Genomic DNA, 23,493 nt, shown 5'->3' with positions numbered 1-23,493 from the left:
GTGGAAGGTCCTCGGACTTCGTCTGCGGGCAGCACCGTTCCGCCCGACCGCCGGTCGGGCGTGGATTCCGGAGGGCCCGCCTCAGGCGGCGGGGGGAGGAAGAACGAGTGCGTCCGAATGCATGATCAGCACCCTAGGCGGCGCTGCCGCGCGCCGACAACTCCTTATCGGCGTCGCCCCCGGCACTGGCCACCGGCCCCTCCGAGCCCTTGGCGGGCGTTGACGACTGCGCGATGAACGCGCCGAGCAGCACCACCGCGCCGCCCACGAGCTGCGGCGCGGAGAGGTGTTCGCCTAGCAGGATCCAGGCGAGGACGGTCGCGATGACCGCTTCGAGGCAGGCCACGACGCCCGCGACCTGCGGGGAGAGCCGGCGCACGGCCAGCACGCCGGTGACGTACGCGAGGACGGTGGCGATGAGCACGATCCAGACCAGCAGGTACCCGGCGGCGACCGTCGTGCCGTTCATGTTCGCGCCGCCGCCGAGGACCGACCAGTCCATGCCCCACGGGCGCGCGACGAGCGTCAGCACGATCGCGCCGACGAGCAGGCCGTACGCGATGACGCCCAGCGGGTCCGGGGCCTGGTCGCCCGCGTCGCCGCCCTGGTCGGACAGGACGAAGTAGCCGACCTGGCAGCAGGCCGCGCCGAGCGCGAGCAGCAGTCCGAGGAGGTCGAAGCTCAGCCCCGACCACACCTCGACGACACAGGCGAGCCCGCCGACGGCGAGTACGACTCCGAGGGCGGCGGCACGGGTCACCGGCCGCCGCTGCACGAACCGCACCCAACCGAGAACCAGCGCCGGCGCGAGGTACTCGACGAGCAGCGCGACACCGACGGGGATCCGGGAGATCGCCGCGAAGTAGCAGGCCTGGACGCCGGCCACGGCGAGCAGCCCGAACCCGGCGAGCAGCGCGGGGCGCTCGCGCAGCAACCCCCGGTGACGTACGGCGAGCGGCAGCATCACCACGGCGGCGCCCGCGACGCGCAGCCACACCACATGGAGCGGGTCGAGGCCCGCGTCGATCAAGGGCTTGGCCGCGACACCGGATCCCCCGAAGGCGACCGCAGACACCAGCGCAAGGCTCAGCCCCACGCCTCTTTGCCGGTTGCCGTGACTGCTCTCAGATGTACGCATCGGCACATGATGACAGGCGATGACAGGAGCGTCATCCCCAATGACACCTGTCTCGACGGCTGGACGGCTGGAAGGCTGGCGGTACGCACGACTGCGGACGTCCCCCCGGAAACCGCCCGCAGCACAACTGGGGAGCGTCAGCCGTGACAGCTCAGGCTCGTGACAGCTCAGGCTCGTGGCCGCTCAGGCTTCGACGCCGGGCTCCACCGCGGCGTCAAGACGGGCCCGTAGCGTCGCCACGTCGACTCCCGCCCGCTCCAGCACCTCCACGGCCCGGGACTCGGGATCCGCGACGATCGCCGCGAGCAGGTCGATCCCGTCCGCCGGTTCGCCACCTCGCCGCGCGGCGAGCGCGCACGCGTACTCCATGGCGCCGGCCGCCACCGGGGACCAGCCGTCCTCGCGCACGGTCGGCACGGCACCGGAATCCTCCACGCCGCTCTGCCAGCGCAGGCCGTAGCCGATGCTGCGCTGCACGAGATAGCCGAGCAGCCGCGGGATCCGAGGCCCGTCGTCGACGACCGCACGCACCTCCGGGTCGGACTCGAGGAGCGTATGCAGCAGATGAGCCGTGTCGATCTGCCGGTCCCCGTCCCGCAGCGCCCTTCTGCGCGCACCGGCGACCACCGCCGCAAGCTCCTTACTGAGCCCGGCCTCGATGTCCATACGGTTCAGGCCACGATCGGCGGCCTGCTGCCGGGGGATACGCGGTTGCACACCCCTTACCCCATCAGCCCCTTCGAGCCGAGTCATCCCCGGCGGGAAGCATTTTCGCGTCCGACACAAGTTGGGCAGGCGTAGGCGGATTCTCCTCCTTACGGATGACATCACGCCCTTGTCCCTGACGGAGCGCGCGCCGCCTTGCCTCGCGCCGCAAGCGCAACCACCCTGCCCCGGCACACGCTCACAGGGACCCCAATTTTCTGACGGTTCATCAGTATTGAATGTTGCGGGCCCTCCGGCTACGTTCCGCGACACCGGAGCTGCGCCCGGCGCAGCGCCTGACACGAAGGGGTGGTCGCATGGCCGAAGTCAGCGCGGAAGCACGGATCGAGGCGCCGGCCGAGAAGGTCTGGGCGCAGCTCACGGACTTCTCCTCCTACGGGGAGTGGAACTCCACGCACACCAGCTTCCCCAAGGGCGGCCCTCAGACCCTCGAAGTCGGCGGCACCTTCGAGGAGCACATGAAGCTGATGGGTTTCCCCGCTGAAATCGACTGGACCATCGAGCAGTTGGAGCCCGCCCGCACGCTGGCCATCCGCGGCAAGGGACCGATGTCCGTGACCGTCGCGACGCGCTACACACTCACACCGGAGGGCGAGGCCGCCACTCAGGTCCGTATCGACGGGGAGTTCACGGGCGCCGCCGTCTCACTGATGGCGGGCAAGCTCAAGGACTCGGCGACTGCGGCCCTCAACGAATCGCTGCGCAAACTGGGCGGGTTGGTCACCTAGAACACCCAGAACCCCGTCACCACAGAGCCGGCCACCCCATGCCGAAGGGGGTACTTCGCTGCCGAAGTACCCCCTGTGCGGGCCATCGGACCGTGAATACCGGCCCTCATCCCGTCAGTCCTCGTCGGCGAGGATCAGGTACAGCTTCTTCCGGGCTTCGTTGATGACGGACAGCGCCTTCTCGCGCTGCTCCTTGCTGCCGGTCTTCCAGACCTGGCCGAACGCCTCCATCAGACCGAAACCGGCCTGCCGGATGTCGCTCAGCGCCTCCCAGTCGACCCCGCGCCCGGCCTCTTCCCAGGGCGCCTCGGGGCCCTCGTCGGCCGCGGTGCGGCCCGCCTCGGTGAGCGAGAACAGCTTCTTGCCACCCTCGGTCGCGCTGGTGATCAGGCCTTCGTCCTCCAGCAGTTGGAGGGTGGGGTACACCGAGCCGGGGCTGGGCTTCCATGCCCCGCCGCTGCGCTCGGCGATCTCCTGGATCATCTCGTAACCGTGCATGGGCCGGTCCTTCAGCAGAGCCAGGATCGACGCGCGTACGTCGCCGCGCCGCGCCCTGCCGCGCGGCCCGCCCCGTCCGCCACGGCCACCCCAGGGTCCCGGACCGAAGCCCGGCCCAAAGGGACCGAAGGCGGCGCGGCGCCCTTCGAAGCCTCCCCGGCCATGCGGGCCGGGTCCGCCGTGTCCCCGTCCAGGACCGGGGCCAAAGCCCGGTCCGAATTCCTCTCCATGGGAACGCATCGCAATCACTCCATTCCATCGTTGATCGGTCGCGATGCGTCAACGATATATCGTGATGGCTCGCCTGGCAAGCCCCCTCCTGACAGCGCACACGTCCGCACCCAACCCCCGAAACAGCCCACCTCCGGTCCACGCACCCCGAATTGGCCTTGGCCTGCGACTGCGGCCCCGGCTTAGCGTCAGCTCATGCGGATTCGAATCGTCGACGCCTTCACCGACCGCCCCTTCGCCGGCAACCCGGCCGGGGTCCTCCTCCTCGACGCCTTCCCCGACGACGCCTGGCTCCAGAGCGTGGCCCTGGAGGTCAACCACGCGGAGACGGCGTTCGCCCACCCCCTCCCCGAGGGCGGCGAAGCCGACTGGGCACTGCGCTGGTTCACGCCCGTCACCGAGGTCGCCTTGTGCGGCCACGCGACACTCGCCACCGCACACGTGCTGGCCACCACGGACGCCGAACGGGGCCCCGTACGGTTCGCGACCAGAAGCGGCGTACTCATCGCCACCACGAACGACGACGGGTCCATCACGCTGGACTTCCCGACCGCACCACTCACTCAGGTCGAAGTCCCGGCGGGCCTGGCCGAGGCCCTGGGCGCCGAGCCGCTCACCGCGCACGACACGGGCCCGAACGTCGGCGACCTCCTGGTCGAACTGGCCGACGAGAAGACCGTTCTGGGCCTCACCCCCGACCACAGGGCCCTCGTCCGGCACTCCGAGCGCGGCATCATCGCCACCGCCGTCGCCGAAGACCCTTCACAGGGCCATGACTTCGTCTCGCGCTGCTTCTTCCCGAGGATGGGCATCGACGAGGACCCGGTCACCGGCAGCGCCCACACGGCGCTCGCCCCCTACTGGTCCGAGCGCCTCGGCCGCCCCGACCTCACCGGCCTCCAGGCATCCCCCCGCTCAGGCCTGGTCCACACCCGCCTCCACGGCGACCGCACCCTGCTCACGGGCCGCGCGGTCACCGTCATCGAGGGCGAACTCCACACCTGAACAGCACAGAAGGGGCGTACGACGTGCTCGTACGCCCCTTCCAGATCCGTAACGTTCACGCAGTGGGCAGCCACCCCACCTTGCCCGCCAGCAGCGCGTACCCCACGAACGCCCCGATGTCGAGCAGTGAGTGGGCGACCACCAACGGTCCGACGCGGCCCCAGCGGCGGTACAGGTAGACGAAGACGACGCCCATGACCATGTTCCCGATGAACCCACCGATGCCCTGATACAGGTGATACGAGCCGCGCAGCACGGAGCTGGCCATCAGCGCGGTACCCGGCGTCCACCCCAACTGCCCGAGCCGGCGCAGCAGATACCCGACGACGATCACCTCCTCCAGGACAGCGTTCTGCACCGCGGAGAGGATCAGCACCGGGTACTTCCACCACACGTCGGGCAGCGATTCCGGAACCACCGTGAGGTTGAACCCGAGGCCACGGGACGCCAGATAGAAGGCGATCCCCGTACTGCCGATCACCGCTGCGATCGCCGCACCCCGGCCCAGATCCGGCCACGGACGAGTGCGGTCGAAGCCGATGGTGCGCAACCCCGCCCCCTCGCGGAGCAGCAGGTGCGCGACGAGCAAAACCGGGACCAACGCCGACGTGATCCCGAACAACTGCCAGGCCAGATCAAGCCATGGACGCCCCGGTGCCGCCGAGGCGTTCAGATTGGCCGCCTGATCCTTCAGGCCGCCCGGCTTCGTCACCGACCCGACAAAACTGATCAGCGCGGAAACCCCGCTCGCACCGAGCGACACCCCCAGCACGAGCAGCAACTCATCGCGAAAAATTCGTCGCGCCGGCTGCTCCGCTGGAAAAGCATCGGCCACCGACCCCGCCTCCGCCTGCACACGTGCCTCCAATTGTGTAATCCCGTCTCATCCCCATCCTGGCCCCCGCCAAGGTGTCGAAAGGAGCTACGAAGATCGTGCGCGACAGGCCATCGGGGGACGGACGCCGTACGGGGCGTACCTCCCTTTCACGCCTCGTCATGCGGCCGCCGTACGGCTCACGGCTCAAGCAGGGGAGGGGCACCACCGCATGGGACGTCACAGCTTGCCTGACCGGGGCGGGAGGAGCACAGCCGACCCCCGTCCACGCGCGCGACGCCGCAGGGTGGCGATCGCGACCGCGCTCGTTCTCTCCGTCGCCGGGGGCAGCGTGGCGGCAATCGAGGGCGGGCTGCTGCCCCTCCGGCCGACCTGCCAGGACAGCGCCGTACGCCTGACCGACTGGGTCGACGAGGACCCGGGCAGCATCTCGCGCTCCGAGCTCATCGCCGAGCTCCAGAGGCTCACCGATCCGGAGCGCCCGGTGCCACTGATCGCGATCGCGGGGCCCGGACGCCGACCAGGACGAGGTCGACCAGATCGCGAAGACGACGGGCGGCTCGGGCCATCTGGTCACCGACCCGTCCGAGATCCACTCGGTGATCCTCAAAACCATCGTGCGGGCGGGCAGCCGGAGTTGATCGCCGCAGCGGGATCCCGGGCTCGCCGAGCCGGATCGCGGGGTCACGCCAGCGGGATCGCCGGCTCCGGCAGCCCCACCGGCCAGGTGTGTACCGGCTCACCGAGGTGCATCAGCTCGCAATAACGTTTCGTCATGGCGGCCAGCGCCGCCCCCCGGTCCATGCCGGTGTCCAGCGCCCGGTGGAATGTACTGGCTTGCCAGGACGCCCCGTTCACCCGGCTTCTGCACCGCTCCTCGATCACCCCGAGGTAGAGCTCCCGATCGGCCGGCTCGACACCCCACGCGTCCAGACCCGCCTCCGCGAGCGGCAGCAGCTCGTCCAGCACCAGCTGCACCGCGGGCACCCGCGTCGTCCCGCCGTACCGGCCGCGCCGCGGCCACTGTAGGTGTGCCTCGATGCCATACCGGCACGCGTGGTCGAAGTTGGCGGCGGCGGCCTCGAAGGGCAGCCGCGTCCACACGGGCCGGGCGTCCTCGGCGAGGGCGCGTATGAGCCCGTAGTAGAAGGCCGTGTTGGCGATGACGTCGGTGACGGTCGGACCGGCGGGCAGTACGCGGTTCTCGACGCGCAGATGCGGAACGCCGTCGTCGATGCCGTACACCGGGCGGTTCCAGCGGTAGATGGTGCCATTGTGCAGCACGAGTTCGCCGAGCCGGGGGATGCCGCCGCCGTCCAGGACGCGCTGTGGATCCTCGTCGTCGCAGATCGGCAGCAGGGCCGGGAAGTAGCGCAGATTCTCCTCGAAGAGGTCGTACGCCGACGAGATCCACCGCTCTCCGAACCAGGTGCGCGGACGCACCCCCTGGGCCTGCAACTCGGGCGGACGCGTGTCGGTGGACTGCAGGAACAGCGGCGGCCTGGACTCGCGCCACAGCTCACGGCCGAACAGGAACGGGGAGTTGGCGCCGACCGCGACCTGCACGGCGGCGATCGCCTGCGCCGCGTTCCACACGTCGGCGAAGCGGCCCGGCGTGACCTGAAGGTGCAGCTGCACGGAGGTGCAGGCGGCTTCGGGCGCTATGGAAGCGGATGTGCAGCTGAGCCGCTCGACGCCGTCGATGTCGAGTGTGAAGTCCTCGCCGCGGGCCGCCACGATCTGGTCGTTGAGCAGGGTGTAGCGGTCCACGTCGGAGAGGTTCGCGGAGACCAGGTCGTCGCGTGCGAGCGTGGGCAGAATGCCGACCATCACGACGCCCGCGTCGACCTCGTTCGCTTTGCGATCGGCATATGCGAGCGAGGTGCGCAACTCCTCGGCGAGGCGGTCGAATACCCGGCCGCCCAGTCGATGTGGGGCAATGTTGACTTCCAGATTGAACATGGCGAGTTCTGTTTGGAAATCACGGCTGGCGATACGTTCAAGTACTTGAGCGTTCATCATGCGCGGCATACCGTCCGACCCCGCGAGATTGAGCTCGATCTCCAGGCCCATGAGGTTCTTCGGGCGGTCGAACCGCTCCTCCGCCAACAGCCGCTCAAGCCCCGCCAGGCACTGCCGGAGCTTGCCTCGGTAGCGCTGCCGATCGGACAGGCCGAACGACGCTGCCTCGACCTTCTCCCCCATCGAAGCGTCCCTCCTCGACTGGGCAGCCCGACAAACCGGCCGCTGACGTCCCGGGTCACGGGGGATGATGCCCAGGCAATGCGATCAATAACGTCCTGGACAGTCCTGTCGGCCGCTACTCTGGACGCAGGATCTCCAGGCACATTCACGCGGCATGAGGCAGGGCGCGGTTTTCGGCCGGGCGATGACCTCTTCTCCGACGAGTTGCGGTCTCGTGAAAAACGCCGACGACATTTGGCCGACCGTTTCGGTGAGGTATCCCGAGGTCATCGCGGGACGCTCATCGAGAATCGGGATCAAAGGCACTTATCGACGACCGAATTGTGCCTAGCCCTTAATCTGCGCAACGGCTAGACGAAACACCGCCTGAACACGGGTCGTATAAACTTCTCGAACGAGGCAGAGAGTCGGCGCTCGTGGTCGCCGGACCTGTCGTCACAGTGACGTCATTCACCGAGAGGTGAGCCGCGCAGCGTCTGATGCGTGCGATCGCAAAGCGACAGAAGAACATTTGATGCGAGCGTACGCGCCAGACGCCGCGCGACAGGCAGCACGGTGGCCCCACAGGCCGGGAACCCCCGCCCCTCTGCCCCAAAGTGCTGACAGCGTCGTCCGCCACCGCCCTCGCGCCACCTGTGCCTGTCGAAGAGAGGCGACTCACCATGCCGCTGCATGTCCCTCCGGCTCCCGCGCCCGCTGTACGTACCGTCCTCACGGCCCTCGGTTCTCCCACCGCCGTCCGCGAGGCACCCACCCCGTCCCTGCGCAACGCCCAGGGCCCCGCGACCCCCGACCTCCCACTGCCCGTCCACGTGCTCGACCGGATCACCCCGGCCGGCGCCTCGGCCACCCGTCTCGCAGGGTGGCGCTTCCTCATCCGCTGCGGTGGGTCTGCCGTGGCGGCTGCCGAGACCAGGCTGACCCCCGACGGATGGGCTTTCTCCCACTTCTTCGAGGGGCCGTACGTCGCCGCCACGGAGCACGCGCTGCGCCAGGCGGAGACCATGACGCAGTCCTACCAGGCCCGCCTGCTCTCCGTACCCGAGCTCTACATGCTCACGCTCTGGCTGCACGGCGACTGCACCGCCGACGGCGCCGAAGGCCACCCCGCCGCCACCGACCTCCTGGTGCCCCTCGCTCCCGCGCCGCCCGGCATCGCCGCGCACCGCCCGCACCGCGTGGCCGAACTGCTGCCCGTCCTGACCAACCGGCTCACCCCCGCCTCCACTCCCCCGCTGCTCGGCTCACCGGCCTGAGCACACCTCGGCTTCCGTGCCCCGCGGCCCCACTCCGGTCGCGGGGCACGCTGCTGCGCGCAGTGACGATGGGGGTCCCCCCGCTCGAGCGAAGCCGAGAGTGGCAGAGGGGACGCAGCGCACGCCCGGCCCATTCTGACTAGACGTATCCGACCATTCCGAACCACCCGAACAGGCGGCCCAGTTGGAATGAACCATCCGCACGAGTGGTGCGTCATCAACCTGTGAGAAGCGCCACTGTGAAATCCCTGCGGATTGACGTTTATAGGGCAACACTGGGTTCCGTACCGACTGACAAACGGGGGGCGGCCATGAACACCTCATCGAGCCGCAGCACAGACCACAAGACGATCACCGACCTCACTACACAGGGAAAGATCCCGCCAATGTGCCAGCACCAGCCACCGTGTCCGACAGCCGACTCCGCCGACCGGGAAGCAGCGCACCTCGTGGCGCACCACCCGGAGCAGGGATGGAGCCTGCTGTGCAACGGCGTCCTGCTCTTCGAGGACACCGGTGAGCTCCTGCCGGACGGCCGGATCATCGCCCCGCACCGACCGCCGGCCGGCGCGCAGGTGATGACCGCCGCCTGAGCCGCACGGGCGCACCACAGGCGACGCCAGGCACGTTGCTCAGACATATGAGGGGCCGGCCCCGGGACATCCCGGAACCGGCCCCGACGTATGCCCGGATGCGATTACGCGGCTACTCGTCGTAAGCGTCCAGCGGCGGGCAGGAGCAGACCAGGTTCCGGTCGCCGTACGCCTGGTCGATCCGCCGCACCGGCGGCCAGTACTTGTCCGCGGCCGACACCCCTGCCGGGAAGACGGCCTCCTCACGGCTGTACGCGTGCTCCCATGCGCCGCCGAGCACGGCCGCCGTGTGCGGAGCGTTCCGCAGCGGGTTGTCGTCCGCCGGCCACTCCCCGGAGCCGACCCGCTCGATCTCCGTACGAATGGCGATCATCGCCTCGCAGAACCGGTCGAGTTCGGCCAGATCCTCGCTCTCGGTCGGCTCGATCATCAGCGTCCCGGCCACCGGGAAGGACATCGTCGGCGCGTGGAACCCATAGTCGATCAGTCGCTTGGCGATGTCGTCGACGCTCACGCCGGTCGCCTTGTTCAGCGGCCGCAGATCGATGATGCACTCGTGTGCCACAAGCCCGCCGGGACCGGTGTACAGCACGGGATAGTGCGGTTCCAGCCGCTTGGCCACGTAGTTCGCGCTCAGCACGGCGACCTGCGTGGCCCGCTTGAGCCCCTCGCCGCCCATGAGGCGTACGTACGCCCAGGAGATCGGCAGGATCCCGGCCGAACCCCAGGGAGCGGCAGAGATCGGACCGACGCCCGTCTCCGGGCCCGCGGCGGGCTGCAGGGGGTGGTTCGGCAGGTACGGCGCAAGATGCGCGCGTACACCGACCGGGCCGACGCCCGGACCGCCACCGCCGTGCGGGATGCAGAACGTCTTGTGCAGGTTGAGGTGCGAGACGTCACCGCCGAAGCGGCCCGGCTTGGCGAGGCCCACCAGCGCGTTCAGGTTGGCGCCGTCCACATACACCTGACCGCCCGCGTCGTGCACCTGCGCGCAGATGTCGGCGACGTGCTCCTCGAAGACGCCGTGCGTCGAGGGGTACGTGATCATCAGCACCGCCAGCTCGTCACGGTGTTGCTCGATCTTGGCGCGCAGGTCCTCGACGTCGATCTCGCCGTCCTCGGCGGTGTTCACGACGACGACCTTCATGCCGGCCATGACGGCGCTCGCCGCGTTCGTGCCGTGCGCGGAGGACGGGATGAGGCAGACGGTGCGCTGCTTGTCGCCGTTCGCGCGGTGATATCCGCGTACGGCGAGCAGGCCGGCCAGCTCTCCCTGCGAACCGGCGTTGGGCTGGAGTGACACCTTGTCGTAGCCCGTGACCTCGGCAAGCTGCTCCTCCAGCTCACGGATGAGCGTGAGGTAGCCCTGCGCCTGCTCGGCGGGCGCGAAGGGGTGCAGCTGCCCGAACTCCGGCCAGGTGACCGGCTCCATCTCGGTGGTGCCGTTGAGCTTCATGGTGCAGGAGCCGAGCGGGATCATGCCGCGGTCGAGCGCGTAGTCACGGTCGGCGAGGCGGCGCAGATAACGCAGCATCGCGGTCTCGGAGCGGTGCTGGTGGAACACCGGGTGCGTGAGGTACTCGTCGGCGCGCAGCAGCGCGGTGGGCAGCGTGTCCTCGGCGGAGGCGTCCAGCGCCTCGATCTCACCCTCGACGCCGAACGCGGTCCACACGGCGCCCAGTTGGGTCCGCGTGGTGGTCTCGTCGCAGGCGATGGACAGCTGGTCGGCGTCGACGAGACGCAGGTTGACCCCACCCTCACGGGCGGCCGCGACGATCTCGGCGGCCCTGCCCGGCACCCGAACGGTGAGCGTGTCGAAGTACGCCGCGTGGACGACCTCGACTCCGCCCGCCTTCAGCCCCGCGGCGAGGATCGTGGCGTACCGGTGGGTGCGCTGCGCGATCGACCTGAGGCCCTCCGGACCGTGATAGACGGCGTACATACCGGCCATCACGGCGAGCAGCACCTGAGCCGTACAGATGTTGCTGGTCGCCTTCTGCCGGCGGATGTGCTGCTCCCGCGTCTGAAGGGCGAGCCGGTACGCCTGGTCGCCGTCCGCGTCCAGCGAGACACCGACGAGACGGCCCGGCAGGTTGCGGGCGAACTTCTCGTGCACCGCCATGTACCCGGCGTGCGGCCCGCCGAAGCCCATCGGGACCCCGAAGCGCTGCGTCGTGCCGACCGCGATGTCGGCGCCGAGCTCGCCCGGCGAGGCAAGCAGCGTCAGCGCCAGCAGATCGGCGGCGACGGTGACGATCGCGCCCAGCTCATGCGCCTGCTCGATGACGGGCTTGATGTCCCGTACGGCACCGGAGGCGCCCGGGTACTGGATGAGCACGCCGGTCACGCCGCGCTCGGCGACATCGGCCGGAATGCCCTCGCTGAGATCCGCGACGACCACCTCGACGCCGATCGGCTCGGCGCGCGTCTCGATGACGGCGATGGTCTGCGGCAGCGCGTCGGCGTCGACGAGGAAGACGCCGTTCTTGACCTTGCCCACGCGTCGCGACAGCGCCATGGCCTCGGCCGCGGCGGTGCCCTCGTCGAGCAGCGAGGCTCCCGACGTCGGCAGGCCCGTGAGGTCGGCGACCATGGTCTGGAAGTTCAGCAGCGCCTCGAGGCGGCCCTGCGAGATCTCCGGCTGATACGGGGTGTACGCGGTGTACCAGGCCGGGTTCTCCATGACGTTGCGCAGGATCACCGGCGGCGTGAACGTGCCGTAGTAGCCGAGCCCGATCATCGAGTCGAGGACCTCGTTACGGTCCGCGAGGGAGCGCAGCTCGGCGAGGACCTCGGCCTCGGAACGCGCGGCCGGCAGCGCGAGCGCCTCGGCGTCCTTGATCACATCCGGCACCGCGGCGGACGTCAGCTCCTCGAGCGAGCCGTACCCCACCTGCGCGAGCATCTTGGCCCGGGCCTCGGTGTCGGGTCCGATGTGGCGCTGCTCGAAGGGGATTCCCCGTTCGAGCTCGGAGAGCGGAATGCGATGGGCGGTCATTTGCGGAGGCCTCCTGGTCTGACACGACCTTCGAGGGCACCACGGCGCGGGTGCCCGGACGGCCTCCCCCTCTGTCATCTCAACCTGAGAGCTTCACCGGTCCGCCGACTGTACGGCGTCCCGGCTTTCACCGTCGGTGAGAGCGGAAGCCGTCAAACACCCGCTCTGCTTTCCAGAGTGGCCTCGTCCGCGCGGTACGTGGGCCTGAGAGATTCCGGGGAGGATTTGCTCCTTCGGCGCCTCCGATGAAGCCTTGGAGGACTCTCCCGCACGGGATCAGCGGCCGTTGACAGCGTACCAGCGGGCATCCCCCGAGTGGCCGCCCACCGCAAAGTGCCCTTTCGTAGTGCTTATGGATGCGTAGTGCTGACGGATGAGTTGTGACCAGATGGAGGGCCCGTGCAGACCGACATCGATCCGCGCAACCTGATCGGCCGCAAGGCGTTCGACCGCGACGGCCACAAGATCGGCACTGTCGACGAGGTATATCTCGACGACGCGACCGGTACTCCGGAGTGGGCGGCCATACGCACCGGCCTGTTCGGCAGAGACGCCTTCGTGCCCCTGGAGCCCAGCGAACTCGTCGAGGGCACCTTGCGGATCCCCTTCGACCGCGCCCTCATCAAGGACGCCCCCGACTTCGGCGTCGGCCGGCACCTCTCCCCGGAACAAGAACTCCAGCTCTACCACCACTACGGCCTCGACGTAACACCCCCGCCTCCGCCCCCGGACCGCGACTTCGGCCACCTCGCAGGCTCGGACGAGCCCTAGGCGGGCTTGCCGAAGTCCGGTGCGGTATTCCCAGCGGAGCGCTGTCGCCGAGGCCTACGGTCTTCGCGACACCAGCGGCAGCGGGTCCGCCGGCTCCAGCTCCGGATCGTCGATCCGAAAGGTGCGTACGCGCCCGGGTTCGGAGTCGGGCGTCTCGAACCGCACCGTGACCCGCCCGATGCCACTGCCCTGCACCCACCCGTGCCCGAACTCGGCATGCCGTACGTCATGCCCCGCGGCCCACCGCCGCACGGCAGGCGCCTCCTGCTCATCGGCCGGCTCCTGCGCCTTGTCCTGCGCCGAAAGCTCCGGCTCACCCGCGTGAGCCCGTGCCTCGGCCTGCGCCCGAACCTGCGCGAAGAGATCCTCCTGTGTGTAGTCGGCGAGCCCAGAGACCCCGACTCCCAGCAGCCGTACGCCTCCGGTGGTGTCCACGGACTCCAGCAGCCGTGCGGCCGCCTCCCGCACCACCGCGGCGTCGTCCGTGGGACCCCGCAGAGTCTCGGAACGGGTCAGCGTCGAGAAGTCGTACCGCCGCACCTTGAGGACGATGGTCCGCCCCGACAGATGCGCGCCGCGCAGCCGCCGCACACACCGGTCGGCGAGCCGCTGCACCTCCATCCGCACCCGCACCCGGTCATGGATGTCCACGTCGTACGTGTCCTCGACGGACACCGACTTTGTGTCCCGCTCGGCCACCACGGGCCGCTCGTCGTGCGCGAGCGCCATGGCGTACAGCGCGATTCCGTGGGCCTTTCCGAGGAGCCGTACGACCTCGTCCTCACCCGCCTCGGCGATCTCCCCGACCGTCGTGATCCCGGCCCGCCGCAGATGGTCCCCGGTGGCCGGCCCCACCCCGGGCAATGTGCGCACCGACATGGGAGCGAGCAGTTCGCGCTCCGTCCCCGGATCTATCACCACCAGCCCGTCGGGCTTGGCCTGCTCTGAGGCGATCTTCGCGAGCATCTTGGAGGCCGCCAGCCCCACCGACCCGGTCAGCCCGGTGACGGCCCGGATGTCCGCGCGCAGCTTCGCCCCCGCCAGCCGGGCCGAAGCCTCGTCCCAGGCCGCTTCCCCGGCCTCCAGATCGACAAAAGCCTCGTCCAGGCTCAGCGGCTCCACCAGCGGCGACAGCTCGCGCAGCAGCCCCATCACCTGCTCACTGATCTCCCGGTAGAACCCGAACCGGGGCACCAGATACGCGGCGTTCGGCGCCAGCCGTCTCGCCTGCGCCATGGGCATCGCGGAATGGACTCCGAAGACCCGGGCCTCGTACGAGCACGTCGCGACCACACCCCGTGGCCCGAGCCCACCCACGATGACCGCTTTCCCGCGCAGGCTCGGCTTGGCCGCCTGCTCCGCCGAAGCGAAGAAGGCATCCATGTCGAGATGCAGGATCGTGGGCGCGGTTCTCACATCTCCGATGCTGCCCTACGCCACTGACAATGCGCCCGTACGCAGCAGCCTTCGCCCCTCGGTGCGCAAGCCCTGCCCCCTCGATGTGCGGGGCCCTCCGGTAACCGCTCGCTCAGACCGCGCGGTTGCGACGCCGCGCCAGCTCGTCCGCGGGATGGTGCCCGACGAGCGTCTCGCCCGTGTCGACGCGCTCCCCGTGCAATTGCGAGAGCGCGCTCTCCACGTCCCGCCAGACCACCCCCACGGCGATCCCGAAGATGCCCTGCCCACCCTGGAGCAGCGCGTGGACCTCGTCGGGCGAGGAGCACTCGTAGACCGTCGCCCCGTCGCTCATCAGCGTCATGCGCTCGAGGTCACGGAATCCGCGCTCCCGCAGGTGCTGGACCGCGGTACGGATGTTCTGCAACGACACACCCGTGTCGAGAAACCGCTTGACGATCTTCAGGACGACAACGTCCCGGAAGCTGTACAGCCGCTGTGTCCCCGACCCGTAGGCAGGTCGCACACTCGGCTCGACGAGGCCTGTGCGGGCCCAGTAGTCCAGTTGCCGGTAGGTGATGCCCGCGGCAGCGCAGGCCGTGGGACCGCGATAGCCGATCTCCTCGGACGCCACCCCGCCACCGTCCGGCGCCGGCGTCGGCCGCTGCTGTGGAGCGTGGTCGGCCGCGCCGCCATGCTGGGGATACCCCATGCCCGAGCGGAGCCGAGAGCTTGGGGGAGGGTACGGGCCGCTCTCCACCGGACTGCGTCCGGGGGCGCCCCCAGCCGTACCGTCGCCGCTGTTTCTCACGCCGACCTCCGTCCCCTTGACCTGCCTTCTCGACGGTAGGCAGTCACGGGGGGTGCGTCAACGACCACCGCACTCGGCACGCCGAGTGATAATCACCCTAAGAGTGGTTTCCCGTGCCCCACCGCGGGGAAAGGCTAGCCGAATGCTCCCCGCCCGACCCTCGCACGCCCTGTCGTCCGGTGGTCCCGGAGGGTCACTGGATATTCGTCCCGCAGCCCCAGCTCGGTTGTGGGCGTCAGGCCGGGTCACTGGCTGTTGGTGCCGAAGTCCTCGGGCGAGATCTGGTCGAGGAACTCGCGGAACTTCTCCACCTCGTCCTCCTGCTCGTCCGGAATCGCGATCCCCGCGTCGTCCAGCACCCCGTCGCTGCCGTAGATCGGCGTCCCGGTGCGCAGCGCCAGCGCTATGGCGTCGGACGGCCGGGCGCTGACCTCGACCCCGCTGGCGAACACGAGCTCCGCGTAGAACACACCGTCCCGCAGGTCCGTGATGCGCACCTCTGTGAGTTCCTGGCCGACGGCCTCCAACACGTCCTTGAACAGGTCGTGCGTCAGCGGTCGCGCGGGAGCCATGCCCTGCTGTGCGAAGGCGATCGCCGTCGCCTCCCCCGGCCCGATCCAGATGGGGAGGTAACGGTCGCCTCCCACTTCACGCAGGAGCACGATCGGTTGGTTGGAGGGCATTTCGACCCGGACACCTACGACGTCGAGCTCGTTCACACAGCAACCCTAGGCCGTGCTCGGCATCTTTGGGTAGTCGAGCACGGAACGGGCGGCGGATCCGGGCTCGGTCACATGCCTCGGGTTCAATGCAGCCGTACTCCGAGCGCGGACTGCACCAGCGCGGCATGCAGCTTCACCGCGAGTCCCGCCAGCTCCCTGGTCCGCGCCTCTGCGTGTGCCCTGGTCTGCGGATTGCGGTGCAGACGGAGCGGGGCGACGACCTGGTCGACGAGTCCGGCGTCACGGTCGGCGGCGGCCTTCACGGCGCGCAGATGCCGCGGCTCGATCCCGAAGCGCCCGAGTTCCACGACAAGGCCGGCCACGGTCACCGCCTCGGCGTCGTAACCCCCGTCCGGCAGCGGCGTGATGAGGCCGTACGACTCCCACTCGTCGAGCTCCTGCTCACCGATCTCGGCGGTGGCCAACAGCTCGGCCCGCCCGATTCGCGCCGCGGTGGGTCCCTCCGGCTCGTCGGTGGCCTCGCCGTCACGCTGCCGTCCCAGCGACGGCAGCTGCACCGCCTCACCGCGCTCCATGGCGTCCAGGTGTTCGCGGATCACCTTCAGGGGCAGATAGTGGTCCCGCTGCATCCTCAGTACGTGGCCCAGGCGCTCGACGTCTTCCGGGCTGAACTTCCGGTACCCCGACGGGGTCCGCTGCGGCTCGATGAGCCCTTCCGACTCCAGGAAGCGGATCTTGGAAATGGTGACTTCGGGGAACTCCTCGCGCAGCACGTTCAGCACCGTGCCGATACTCATCAGCCCACGGGCGGCGGCGCCGTTCCCGGCACCGCCGCTCGGTGTTCGAAGCATGGCCCTTCCCTGGGGTCCCCTGACGGATTCTGGGGAGGGTCAGATTCCCCGCTGGCTCGCGTAGAAGACCAGCCGGTACTTGCCGATCTGCACCTCGTCGCCGTTCGACAGCGGGACGGAGTCGATCCGCTCCCGGTTGACGTACGTGCCGTTCAGGCTGCCGACGTCCGCCACGGTGAACGTGCCGTCCGGCTGCCGACGGAATTCCACATGGCGACGCGACACCGTCACGTCGTCCAGGAAGATGTCGCTCTGCGGATGACGGCCCGCCGTGGTCAGGTCGCTGTCCAGCAGGAAGCGGCTGCCCGAGTTGGGGCCGCGGCGCACCACCAGGAGCGCTGAGCCGAGCGGCAGCGCGTCCACAGCCGCCTGCGCCTCGGGCGACAGCATCGGCATCTGTGTCTGGCCGGTGGCTTCGGCGTCATAAGCCTCGAGGCCCGAGATGGAGATCGTCGAGGTGGTCTCCGACGGACGCTCGGCAGCCGCTCCGGCGCGCAGCGGCGCGCCGCAGTTGGAGCAGAAGCGGCTGTTCTGCGCGTTGCGATTCCCGCACCTCGTGCACACCAGGGCCGACATGGACGGATCCTCCTGCCGCGGCTGTCCTGCCTGGGCATTGGACGCGTACGGATCGGGGGAGAACCCTCCACCCGCACTTGAGGTTGACGGATCCCCGAAACCTATGCGCCCTGACTGGGCAGGGTCAACAGACGACGCGCCCTGACCACCGGAAATGTCACCACCCGGGCCACCGAGTTGATCTCGGAACAGCGGGCGCTCCCCCTGCCCTTCGGCATCTTCATGGCGCGACGCGCGATGGCGGGCAGTGGCACTGTCGCTGCCCTCTTTCGCGCTCTTGCCAAACCACTTCGCAAACAACTTCACGGGCGATTCCCCTTGACCGAAACAGACCCGCCCGTGGGGCAGGACGAACCCTGATTACACACACCGGTCGAGCCGGACATCCTCACAACGTCGGCATCCACCGAACAGTTTCCACCACGCACCACCCATTCGGTGCGTCGACCCCCCGCAACGTCATGCCCGCGACGAGCGGCACGCATGCGCCCCCGCCTCACTGGGAGGACGACCGAGCGTAGTCAGGCTGCTTCGCTGGTCGCAAGGCATCAACGATGATCTTGTCGGAGCGCTCCACCGTGACAGTGGCCTGCTCCTTCTCCAGAGTCTGCACCACTCCACCGGGGATGTTGAGCGCCGGTTCGAGGTCCTGCGGCTTGCCGATGACCTTGAAACGATAAGGCGCGCTGATCTTGTTCCCGTCGACACTCACTCCACCCCCGCTCGGGTCCGTCAGGTACGTGCTGGCGACCACCCGTACGCCATTGACCTGGATCGCCTCCGATCCGGCTGCGCGCAGCTCCTGGATCGCGTCGAGCAGCATGTCGGCCTCGACCGCCCCCTTCGTGTCGCCGATGGTCAGCGTGATGCCGGGCCCCTGCGCCGCCACCGTGCCCGCAAGTATCCCGAGCTGCTTCTCCTTCTCGACCGTCTGCTTGCGGGCCTCCTCGGCCTGGTCCGAGCTGTTCTCCAGCTCGGTGCGCTGATCTTCGAGACCTTGTTTCTCTTCTTCCAGACGCTGAGTACGGTCATCCAGTTCATCGAGGATGCGTACGAGATCTTCCTGACGCGCTCCACGCAGCGCGCCGTCGCCGTCGCTGTTGGACGCCACCTGAACGGCCAGGCCGAAGCCGAGACCGAACAGCAGAAGGGCGACGATGAACTGCGCACGCGACAGGCGTGGCGGCCACAGACCGTTCACCAGCCGCTGACGACCGGACAGGGTCGGCTCGGCCTGCTCCGGATCGGTCTCCGGTGGCTCCGATGCTTCGGTTTTCGGCGTCTGAGAAGCCTCGGTTTTCGGCGTCTTCGGCCCCTCAGCCTGCACCTCTTCGGGCAGCTTCTTGCTCAGCCGGTTCTCAGGGGCGGCCTTGGGGGCCTGCTCAGGGGTCTCTTCCTGGTTGCTCATCGGCCTCACGCCCGGAACACGTGCCGGCGGATCGCCGCGGCATTGGAGAAGATGCGGATGCCGAGGACGACGACGACGCCCGTGGACAGCTGAGCGCCGACGCCGAGCTTGTCGCCCAGGAAGACGATCAACGCGGCCACCACGACATTGGAGAGGAAGGACACCACGAAGACCTTGTCGTCGAAGATGCCGTCCAGCATCGCGCGCAGCCCGCCGAACACGGCGTCGAGCGCCGCGACCACGGCGATCGGGAGGTATGGCTCGACCACCGCCGGAACTTCGGGCCGAACCAGCAATCCAGCCACGACTCCCACGACGAGGCCCAGTACGGCGATCACGATGTGCCCTTCTCTGTGCTCGGTTCTGCTGTTCGTACGATCACACTCGGCGCGGCGGGCAGCCGGACGTCGTCCTCGACGGAAAGGCCGGTCTGGATTCCGTAGTTCTCGTGCAGCGCCTGCAGATACAGCCCGTCGGCACTGCTCTCGAATTCGCTGCTCAGCCCCTTGCCGTCCCCCACCGCGAGCACGGTGTACGGCGGCACCAGCGGCTTGTTGTCGACCAGTATCGCGTCGCCCGCCGCCCTGATCGCGGACAGCGACGTCAGCCGCTGCCCGTTGATCGAGACGGCTTCGGCGCCCGATGCCCACAGCCCGTTGACGACCCGCTGCAGATCGCGATCCCGTACTCGCCCGGTGTCGGAGAAGCCCGACGTCTCGCGCGCGTCTCCGTCACCGCTCTGATCGGCTTCCTTCGCGTCGTCGACGACCAGCTTCACGCCGGGACCGTGCACTTCGACCGCTCCCGACAGGATTCCGACCAGTTCGCCCCGGTCACCGCCGTGCTTCTTCAGCGCCTCGCGCTGCCGAGCGCTCACGTCGTCACGCAACTCGTCGACACTGTCCTCGAGCTTGTCGGCCACCGCGTTCTCACTGTCGATGCGGTCGATGAGTTCCTCGCGCTCCTTCGCGACGACCGGAGCCTCGATCCGTGCCTGTGCCGCGCCCACGGTGACCACGAGGGCCGCCAGTACCAGTCCGACCGCGAGACCAACCTTTGCCCGCACCGTCTTCGGCATGCCGCCGGCGTTCTCGGCCTTCTTACGGGCGGCCGCCTCCGCATACCCCTCGTCCAGACTGTGGTCCATGACGTTGGTGAGCAGCGACATGGAGGCGTCCAGCCGCGGAGGGCGCGTGGGGGTGCTCCGAACGAGGGGGTGCTGCGGCATGCCGCACATCGTCGCACGTCGCGACCGCCACCTCCGAATGGCCCCACCGACGTGCCGAACGGGCCCCGGCGGGGGCACCGTTCGGCACGCGCGCTTGCTCAGCGCCCGGCGCTGTCCACCACAGACGACCACTCGTCGAGCAACGCCTGGGCGGACGCGTCGTCGGGCCCCTCGGCCCACAGATGCGTGACGGCCTCCGCAGGATCGGGCAGCACCATCACCCAACGCCCGTCGGTCTCCACGACCCGTACGCCGTCGGTTGTGTCGACAAAGCGATCCCCAGCGGCCTCCACAACCCGCCGCATCACCAGGCCCTTCACTGCCCAGGGAGTCGCAAGATCGCGCTTGAGGACATGCGCCCGCGGAATCCGCGCATCGATCTGGCTGAGCGTGAGCTGAGTGCGCGCCACCAGACCGATGAGCCTTACGAAGGCCGCCGTACCATCGAAGACGCTGCTGAACTCCGGCACGATGAACCCGCCGCGCCCATCGCCTCCGAAGATCGTCGAGTCGTCGCGCCCGACCCGTGTCAGATCGTCCGGCGAGGTGGTCGTCCAGTCGACCTGAGTGCCGTGGTACGCCGCTACCTGCTCGGCGATCCTCGTAGTGGTCACCGGCAGTGCCACCCGCCCGCTGCGCCGCTCGGCGGCCACCAGGTCGAGCATCACCAACAGCGCCCGGTCGTCCTCGACGATCCGCCCCTTCTCATCGACGAGCGAGAGCCGCTCACCGACCGGGTCGAACCGCACTCCGAACGCGGCCCGCGCCGAGGCCACGATCTCCCCGAGCCGCACCAACCCCGACCTGCGCGCATCCGCCGTCTCGGTAGGCCTCCGCTCGTCCAGACCGGGATTGATGGTCAACGAGTCGACACCGAGCTTGCCCAACAGGCTGGGTAGAACCAGTCCGGCGCTTCCGTTGGAGGCATCCACGACCACCTTCAGCCCGGATTCAGCAACCCCGGTGGTGTCGACATTCCTGAGCAGAGAGCCGGTGTACGAGTCGAAGACACTGGCCGGAAAGTGCAAGTCCCCGATCTCGCCCGGGAACGCACGCCGGTACTCCTGCCGCGCGAAAACGCGGTCGAGCTTGCGCTGACTCGCCTGCGACAGATCCGCCCCACGCCCGTCGAAGAACATGATGTCGACCGAGTCCGGGACCCCTGGAGTCGTCCGGATCATGATCCCGCCGGCACTGCCCCGAGCGGTCTGCTGCCGCGCCACCGGCAGCGGTACGTTCTCCAGGTCCCGTACGTCGATGGCGCTTGCCTGCAGCGCGGAAATGACCGCACGCTTCAGCGCACGAGCACCCCTGGAGTGATCGCGAGCCGTCGTGACCGTGGAGCCCTTCTTGAGCGTCGTCGCATATGCCCCCGCGAGGCGCACGGCGAGCTCCGGAGTGATCTCCACATTGAGAATCCCGGACACCCCGCGGGCACCGAAGAGATGTGCCTGTCCGCGGGACTCCCAGATGACCGAGGTGTTGACGAAGGCGCCGGCCTCGATGGTCTTGAACGGGTAGACGCGTACGTTCCCCTGCACGATCGATTCTTCGCCGACAAGACACTCATCGCCGATGACCGCGCCGTCCTCGATACGCGCGGCCCGCATGATGTCCGTGTTCTTTCCGACGACACAGCCGCGCAGATTGCTGTGCTGGCCGATGTACACGTTGTCGTGAAGAACGGCCTTGTGGAGAAAGGCCCCGCTCTTCACCACAACGTTCGAGCCGACAACGGTGTGCTCACGGATTTCGACATGCGCCTCGACCTTGGCGTAGTCCCCGATGTACAGCGGCCCTCGAAGCACTGCATCGGGATGCACCTCGGCGCCCTCTGCCACCCAGACGCCCGGCGAGATCTCGAAGCCGTCGAGCTCGACATCGACCTTGCCCTCCAGGACGTCGGCCTGCGCCTTCACATAACTCTCGTGTGTACCGACGTCCTCCCAGTAGCCCTCAGCGATATAGCCGTAAACCGGCTTGCCCTCCTTCATCAGCTGCGGGAAGACATCACCGGACCAGTCGACGGAAACATCAGCCTCAACATAGTCGAAGACTTCGGGTTCCATGACATAGATGCCCGTATTCACGGTGTCCGAGAAAACCTGGCCCCAGGTCGGCTTCTCCAGGAAGCGCTCGACCTTGCCCTCATCATCGACAATGGTGATGCCGAATTCCAGCGGATTGGGAACCCTCGTAAGGCAGACAGTGACGAGTGCACCCTTTTCCTTGTGGAAATTGATCAAATCGGTGAGATCGAAATCAGTCAGAGCATCACCGGAGATCACAAGGAAAGCGTCGTCCTTCAACGCCTCCTCGGCGTTCTTGACGCTGCCGGCAGTACCGAGTGGCTTCTCCTCATTGGCATAGGTGAGCTCCATTCCGAGCTCTTCACCGTCGCCGAAGTAGTTCTTGACGAGCGAAGCCAGGAACTGGACAGTTACGACGGTCTCATTGAGCCCATGCCGCTTCAGCAGCCGCAGCACATGCTCCATGATTGGGCGATTGGCCACGGGCAGGAGCGGCTTGGGCATGCTTGAGGTCATAGGGCGAAGGCGTGTGCCTTCGCCTCCGGCCATCACAACGGCCTTCATGTCGGAAGCGTCCTCCTTGAAGAGATGACGGTCTAGCCGACTTCACCCGTCCAGATTGTCCCGCACATTCGGTCTGCGGGCCATCAGAGGCCACTACGACTGCCCATTCGGCGAGCTCAATCGGCCATGGCGTCCGCGCGGACAAGGCGGCGGACCTGAACCACGTAGAGGATCCCTGCCCACCAGTAGAGCGTTGTACCCCATCCTGCGAACGCCCATCCGAAAATAGCAGCGAGTGACGCGATCCATCCACTTCCGTCGCTGAGCAACAGCAACGGGAAGGCATACATCAAGTTGAACGTAGCTGCCTTCCCAAGGAAGTTCACCTGCGGCGGCGGATAGCCATGGCGCCTGAGGATGCCCACCATCACCAGCAGAACCAGCTCTCGCGCCAACAGGGCGGCCGTCAACCAGAGTGGCAGAATCTCGCGCCAGGTGAGACCGACCAATGTCGACAGAATGTAGAGCCGGTCGGCCGCGGGGTCCAGGAGCCGGCCGAGACTGCTGATCTGGTTCCAGCGCCGGGCAAGCTTGCCGTCCAAATAGTCACTGATGCCGCTCAGCATGAGCACCAGAAGCGCCCAGCCGTCGCTCTTGGGCCCGCCGAACTCAGGCCACAGGATCAGCCACAGGAAGACAGGTACGCCGACAAGACGCGCCATGCTGAGGATGTTCGGGATGGTGAGGACCCGGTCTGTCTGGACGCGGGTCTCTTGGACCTCCACCCGGGGGCCTCCTGTGGGAGCGTGCCAACGTTGCCACCTGACCTTACCTGCAGGCATCTCCCTGCGGCGCGGAGGGGTTCGGGTAGCACAGTGGAAACAAGAAAGCTCCGGCCCTCGGACTTATCGTCCAAGGACCGGAGCTCTACATTTAGTTCGGCGGTGTCCTACTCTCCCACAGGGTCCCCCCTGCAGTACCATCGGCGCTGTAAGGCTTAGCTTCCGGGTTCGGAATGTAACC

22 protein-coding genes, 1 rRNA gene, 1 pseudogene and 1 riboswitch are annotated in these 23,493 nt (G+C 68.3%); of the genes and pseudogenes, 6 read left to right on the top strand and 18 right to left on the bottom strand.

The window, feature by feature from the left end:
- Positions 1–133 precede the first annotated feature (133 nt).
- Complete coding sequence (locus ACGFNK_RS41955; RefSeq protein ID WP_393425459.1) at positions 134–1,144, bottom strand: DMT family transporter; 1,011 nt, start codon at positions 1,142–1,144, stop codon at positions 134–136.
- 177 nt (positions 1,145–1,321) lie between these two features.
- Positions 1,322–1,855, bottom strand: a complete 534-nt coding sequence (locus ACGFNK_RS41950) for a Clp protease N-terminal domain-containing protein (RefSeq protein ID WP_386357181.1) — start codon at positions 1,853–1,855, stop codon at positions 1,322–1,324.
- A 305-nt stretch (positions 1,856–2,160) separates the two neighbouring features.
- Between ACGFNK_RS41950 and ACGFNK_RS41945 the strand changes: the two genes are divergently transcribed.
- Positions 2,161–2,592 carry an SRPBCC family protein gene (locus ACGFNK_RS41945; RefSeq protein ID WP_386357183.1) on the top strand — a complete coding sequence of 144 codons (432 nt, stop codon included), beginning with the start codon at positions 2,161–2,163 and terminating at the stop codon, positions 2,590–2,592.
- Positions 2,593–2,706: 114 nt separating this feature from the next.
- On the opposite strand, the gene ACGFNK_RS41940 is transcribed toward ACGFNK_RS41945, so the two are convergent.
- The gene (locus ACGFNK_RS41940) at positions 2,707–3,330 is read right to left on the bottom strand and encodes a PadR family transcriptional regulator (protein WP_393425455.1); all 624 of its coding nucleotides are present in this window, start codon (positions 3,328–3,330) and stop codon (positions 2,707–2,709) included.
- Between the two features lie 186 nt (positions 3,331–3,516).
- Here ACGFNK_RS41940 and ACGFNK_RS41935 point away from each other — a divergent pair, with 186 nt between their 5' ends.
- A complete protein-coding gene (locus tag ACGFNK_RS41935; protein WP_393425452.1) occupies positions 3,517–4,326 on the top strand; it encodes a PhzF family phenazine biosynthesis protein in 810 nt (269 codons plus the stop codon).
- Positions 4,327–4,381: 55 nt separating this feature from the next.
- Here the strand turns inward: ACGFNK_RS41935 and ACGFNK_RS41930 are convergent, their stop codons facing one another.
- Both ACGFNK_RS41930 and ACGFNK_RS41925 read right to left on the bottom strand, forming a co-directional pair.
- On the bottom strand, positions 4,382–5,182 hold the full coding sequence (locus ACGFNK_RS41930; protein WP_393425449.1) for a CPBP family intramembrane glutamic endopeptidase: 801 nt from the start codon (positions 5,180–5,182) through the stop codon (positions 4,382–4,384).
- 198 nt (positions 5,183–5,380) lie between these two features.
- Positions 5,381–5,608: a hypothetical protein gene (locus ACGFNK_RS41925; protein WP_393425674.1), complete on the bottom strand. Its 228-nt coding sequence runs from the start codon at positions 5,606–5,608 to the stop codon at positions 5,381–5,383.
- On the opposite strand from ACGFNK_RS41925, the pseudogene ACGFNK_RS41920 reads away from it, so the two are divergent.
- Positions 5,553–5,802: pseudogene (locus tag ACGFNK_RS41920) on the top strand (hypothetical protein); the annotation flags it as partial. The gene ACGFNK_RS41925 and the pseudogene ACGFNK_RS41920 overlap by 56 nt on opposite strands.
- Before the next feature lie 43 nt (positions 5,803–5,845).
- On the opposite strand, the gene ACGFNK_RS41915 reads toward ACGFNK_RS41920, so the two are convergent.
- Positions 5,846–7,366 (bottom strand): glutamate--cysteine ligase, encoded by a 1,521-nt coding sequence (locus ACGFNK_RS41915; RefSeq protein ID WP_393425446.1) that lies wholly within the window; start codon positions 7,364–7,366, stop codon positions 5,846–5,848.
- Positions 7,367–8,028: 662 nt separating this feature from the next.
- Between ACGFNK_RS41915 and ACGFNK_RS41910 the strand changes: the two genes are divergently transcribed.
- Together ACGFNK_RS41910 and ACGFNK_RS41905 are read left to right on the top strand one after the other, a co-directional pair.
- Positions 8,029–8,622: a hypothetical protein gene (locus tag ACGFNK_RS41910; protein WP_393425443.1), complete on the top strand. Its 594-nt coding sequence runs from the start codon at positions 8,029–8,031 to the stop codon at positions 8,620–8,622.
- A gap of 386 nt (positions 8,623–9,008) precedes the next feature.
- Positions 9,009–9,215 carry a DUF5999 family protein gene (locus tag ACGFNK_RS41905; RefSeq protein ID WP_386357200.1) on the top strand — a complete coding sequence of 69 codons (207 nt, stop codon included), beginning with the start codon at positions 9,009–9,011 and terminating at the stop codon, positions 9,213–9,215.
- A 112-nt stretch (positions 9,216–9,327) separates the two neighbouring features.
- Here the strand turns inward: ACGFNK_RS41905 and gcvP are convergent, their stop codons facing one another.
- Positions 9,328–12,213, bottom strand: a complete 2,886-nt coding sequence (gene gcvP, locus ACGFNK_RS41900; RefSeq protein WP_393425440.1) for an aminomethyl-transferring glycine dehydrogenase — start codon at positions 12,211–12,213, stop codon at positions 9,328–9,330.
- A 182-nt stretch (positions 12,214–12,395) separates the two neighbouring features.
- A riboswitch (glycine riboswitch) is annotated at positions 12,396–12,492 on the bottom strand.
- Between the two features lie 120 nt (positions 12,493–12,612).
- Here gcvP and ACGFNK_RS41895 point away from each other — a divergent pair.
- Positions 12,613–12,984 (top strand): PRC-barrel domain-containing protein, encoded by a 372-nt coding sequence (locus ACGFNK_RS41895; protein WP_388668089.1) that lies wholly within the window; start codon positions 12,613–12,615, stop codon positions 12,982–12,984.
- Between the two features lie 54 nt (positions 12,985–13,038).
- Here the strand turns inward: ACGFNK_RS41895 and ACGFNK_RS41890 are convergent, their stop codons facing one another.
- The 11 genes from ACGFNK_RS41890 to rrf all read right to left on the bottom strand — a co-directional run.
- Positions 13,039–14,400 carry a DNA polymerase IV gene (locus ACGFNK_RS41890; protein ID WP_393425436.1) on the bottom strand — a complete coding sequence of 454 codons (1,362 nt, stop codon included), beginning with the start codon at positions 14,398–14,400 and terminating at the stop codon, positions 13,039–13,041.
- Positions 14,401–14,512: 112 nt separating this feature from the next.
- The gene (locus ACGFNK_RS41885) at positions 14,513–15,190 is read right to left on the bottom strand and encodes a MerR family transcriptional regulator (protein ID WP_386357209.1); all 678 of its coding nucleotides are present in this window, start codon (positions 15,188–15,190) and stop codon (positions 14,513–14,515) included.
- Positions 15,191–15,435: 245 nt separating this feature from the next.
- Positions 15,436–15,909: a bifunctional nuclease family protein gene (locus tag ACGFNK_RS41880; RefSeq protein WP_033327106.1), complete on the bottom strand. Its 474-nt coding sequence runs from the start codon at positions 15,907–15,909 to the stop codon at positions 15,436–15,438.
- An 86-nt stretch (positions 15,910–15,995) separates the two neighbouring features.
- Positions 15,996–16,724, bottom strand: a complete 729-nt coding sequence (locus ACGFNK_RS41875; RefSeq protein WP_393425431.1) for a MerR family transcriptional regulator — start codon at positions 16,722–16,724, stop codon at positions 15,996–15,998.
- Positions 16,725–16,763: 39 nt separating this feature from the next.
- Positions 16,764–17,606, bottom strand: coding sequence for an FHA domain-containing protein (locus ACGFNK_RS41870; protein ID WP_393425428.1), 843 nt, complete (start codon positions 17,604–17,606; stop codon positions 16,764–16,766).
- Positions 17,607–17,796: 190 nt separating this feature from the next.
- Entirely contained in the window at positions 17,797–18,708 is a 912-nt protein-coding gene (locus ACGFNK_RS41865) for a DUF881 domain-containing protein (RefSeq protein WP_393425425.1), read from the bottom strand.
- 5 nt (positions 18,709–18,713) lie between these two features.
- A complete protein-coding gene (locus ACGFNK_RS41860) occupies positions 18,714–19,046 on the bottom strand; it encodes a small basic family protein (protein WP_003988855.1) in 333 nt (110 codons plus the stop codon).
- Positions 19,043–19,945: a DUF881 domain-containing protein gene (locus ACGFNK_RS41855; protein WP_393425422.1), complete on the bottom strand. Its 903-nt coding sequence runs from the start codon at positions 19,943–19,945 to the stop codon at positions 19,043–19,045. Before ACGFNK_RS41855 ends, ACGFNK_RS41860 begins: the two co-directional genes overlap by 4 nt.
- Positions 19,946–20,034: 89 nt before the next feature.
- Positions 20,035–22,530, bottom strand: coding sequence for a sugar phosphate nucleotidyltransferase (locus ACGFNK_RS41850; protein ID WP_393425419.1), 2,496 nt, complete (start codon positions 22,528–22,530; stop codon positions 20,035–20,037).
- Positions 22,531–22,646: 116 nt separating this feature from the next.
- Positions 22,647–23,255 (bottom strand): CDP-alcohol phosphatidyltransferase family protein, encoded by a 609-nt coding sequence (locus ACGFNK_RS41845; RefSeq protein ID WP_386357225.1) that lies wholly within the window; start codon positions 23,253–23,255, stop codon positions 22,647–22,649.
- Positions 23,256–23,406: 151 nt separating this feature from the next.
- Positions 23,407–23,493: ribosomal RNA gene (rrf, locus tag ACGFNK_RS41840) — 5S ribosomal RNA — on the bottom strand; the annotation flags it as partial.

This window comes from Streptomyces sp. NPDC048825 (genome assembly GCF_043198355.1).
GTDB classification, from domain to species: Bacteria; Actinomycetota; Actinomycetes; order Streptomycetales; family Streptomycetaceae; genus Streptomyces; species Streptomyces xiangluensis.
The sequence above is the reverse complement of the archived record's forward strand: the minus strand, read 5'-3'. Positions and strand labels throughout refer to the sequence as shown.

Bases quoted from the DNA above. Each gene is read 5' to 3' on its own strand.
- ACGFNK_RS41915 (WP_393425446.1), bottom strand. From the start codon at position 7,366: ATGGGGGAGAAGGTCGAGGCAGCGTCGTTCGGCCTGTCCGATCGGCAG.
- ACGFNK_RS41940 (WP_393425455.1), bottom strand. From the start codon at position 3,330: ATGCGTTCCCATGGAGAGGAATTCGGACCGGGCTTTGGCCCCGGTCCT.
- ACGFNK_RS41875 (WP_393425431.1), bottom strand. From the start codon at position 16,724: ATGCTTCGAACACCGAGCGGCGGTGCCGGGAACGGCGCCGCCGCCCGT.
- ACGFNK_RS41905 (WP_386357200.1), top strand. From the start codon at position 9,009: ATGTGCCAGCACCAGCCACCGTGTCCGACAGCCGACTCCGCCGACCGG.
- gcvP (WP_393425440.1), bottom strand. From the start codon at position 12,213: ATGACCGCCCATCGCATTCCGCTCTCCGAGCTCGAACGGGGAATCCCC.
- ACGFNK_RS41855 (WP_393425422.1), bottom strand. From the start codon at position 19,945: ATGTGCGGCATGCCGCAGCACCCCCTCGTTCGGAGCACCCCCACGCGC.
- ACGFNK_RS41925 (WP_393425674.1), bottom strand. From the start codon at position 5,608: ATGAGCTCGGAGCGCGAGATGCTGCCCGGGTCCTCGTCGACCCAGTCG.
- ACGFNK_RS41850 (WP_393425419.1), bottom strand. From the start codon at position 22,530: ATGAAGGCCGTTGTGATGGCCGGAGGCGAAGGCACACGCCTTCGCCCT.
- ACGFNK_RS41865 (WP_393425425.1), bottom strand. From the start codon at position 18,708: ATGAGCAACCAGGAAGAGACCCCTGAGCAGGCCCCCAAGGCCGCCCCT.
- ACGFNK_RS41910 (WP_393425443.1), top strand. From the start codon at position 8,029: ATGCCGCTGCATGTCCCTCCGGCTCCCGCGCCCGCTGTACGTACCGTC.
- ACGFNK_RS41945 (WP_386357183.1), top strand. From the start codon at position 2,161: ATGGCCGAAGTCAGCGCGGAAGCACGGATCGAGGCGCCGGCCGAGAAG.
- ACGFNK_RS41935 (WP_393425452.1), top strand. From the start codon at position 3,517: ATGCGGATTCGAATCGTCGACGCCTTCACCGACCGCCCCTTCGCCGGC.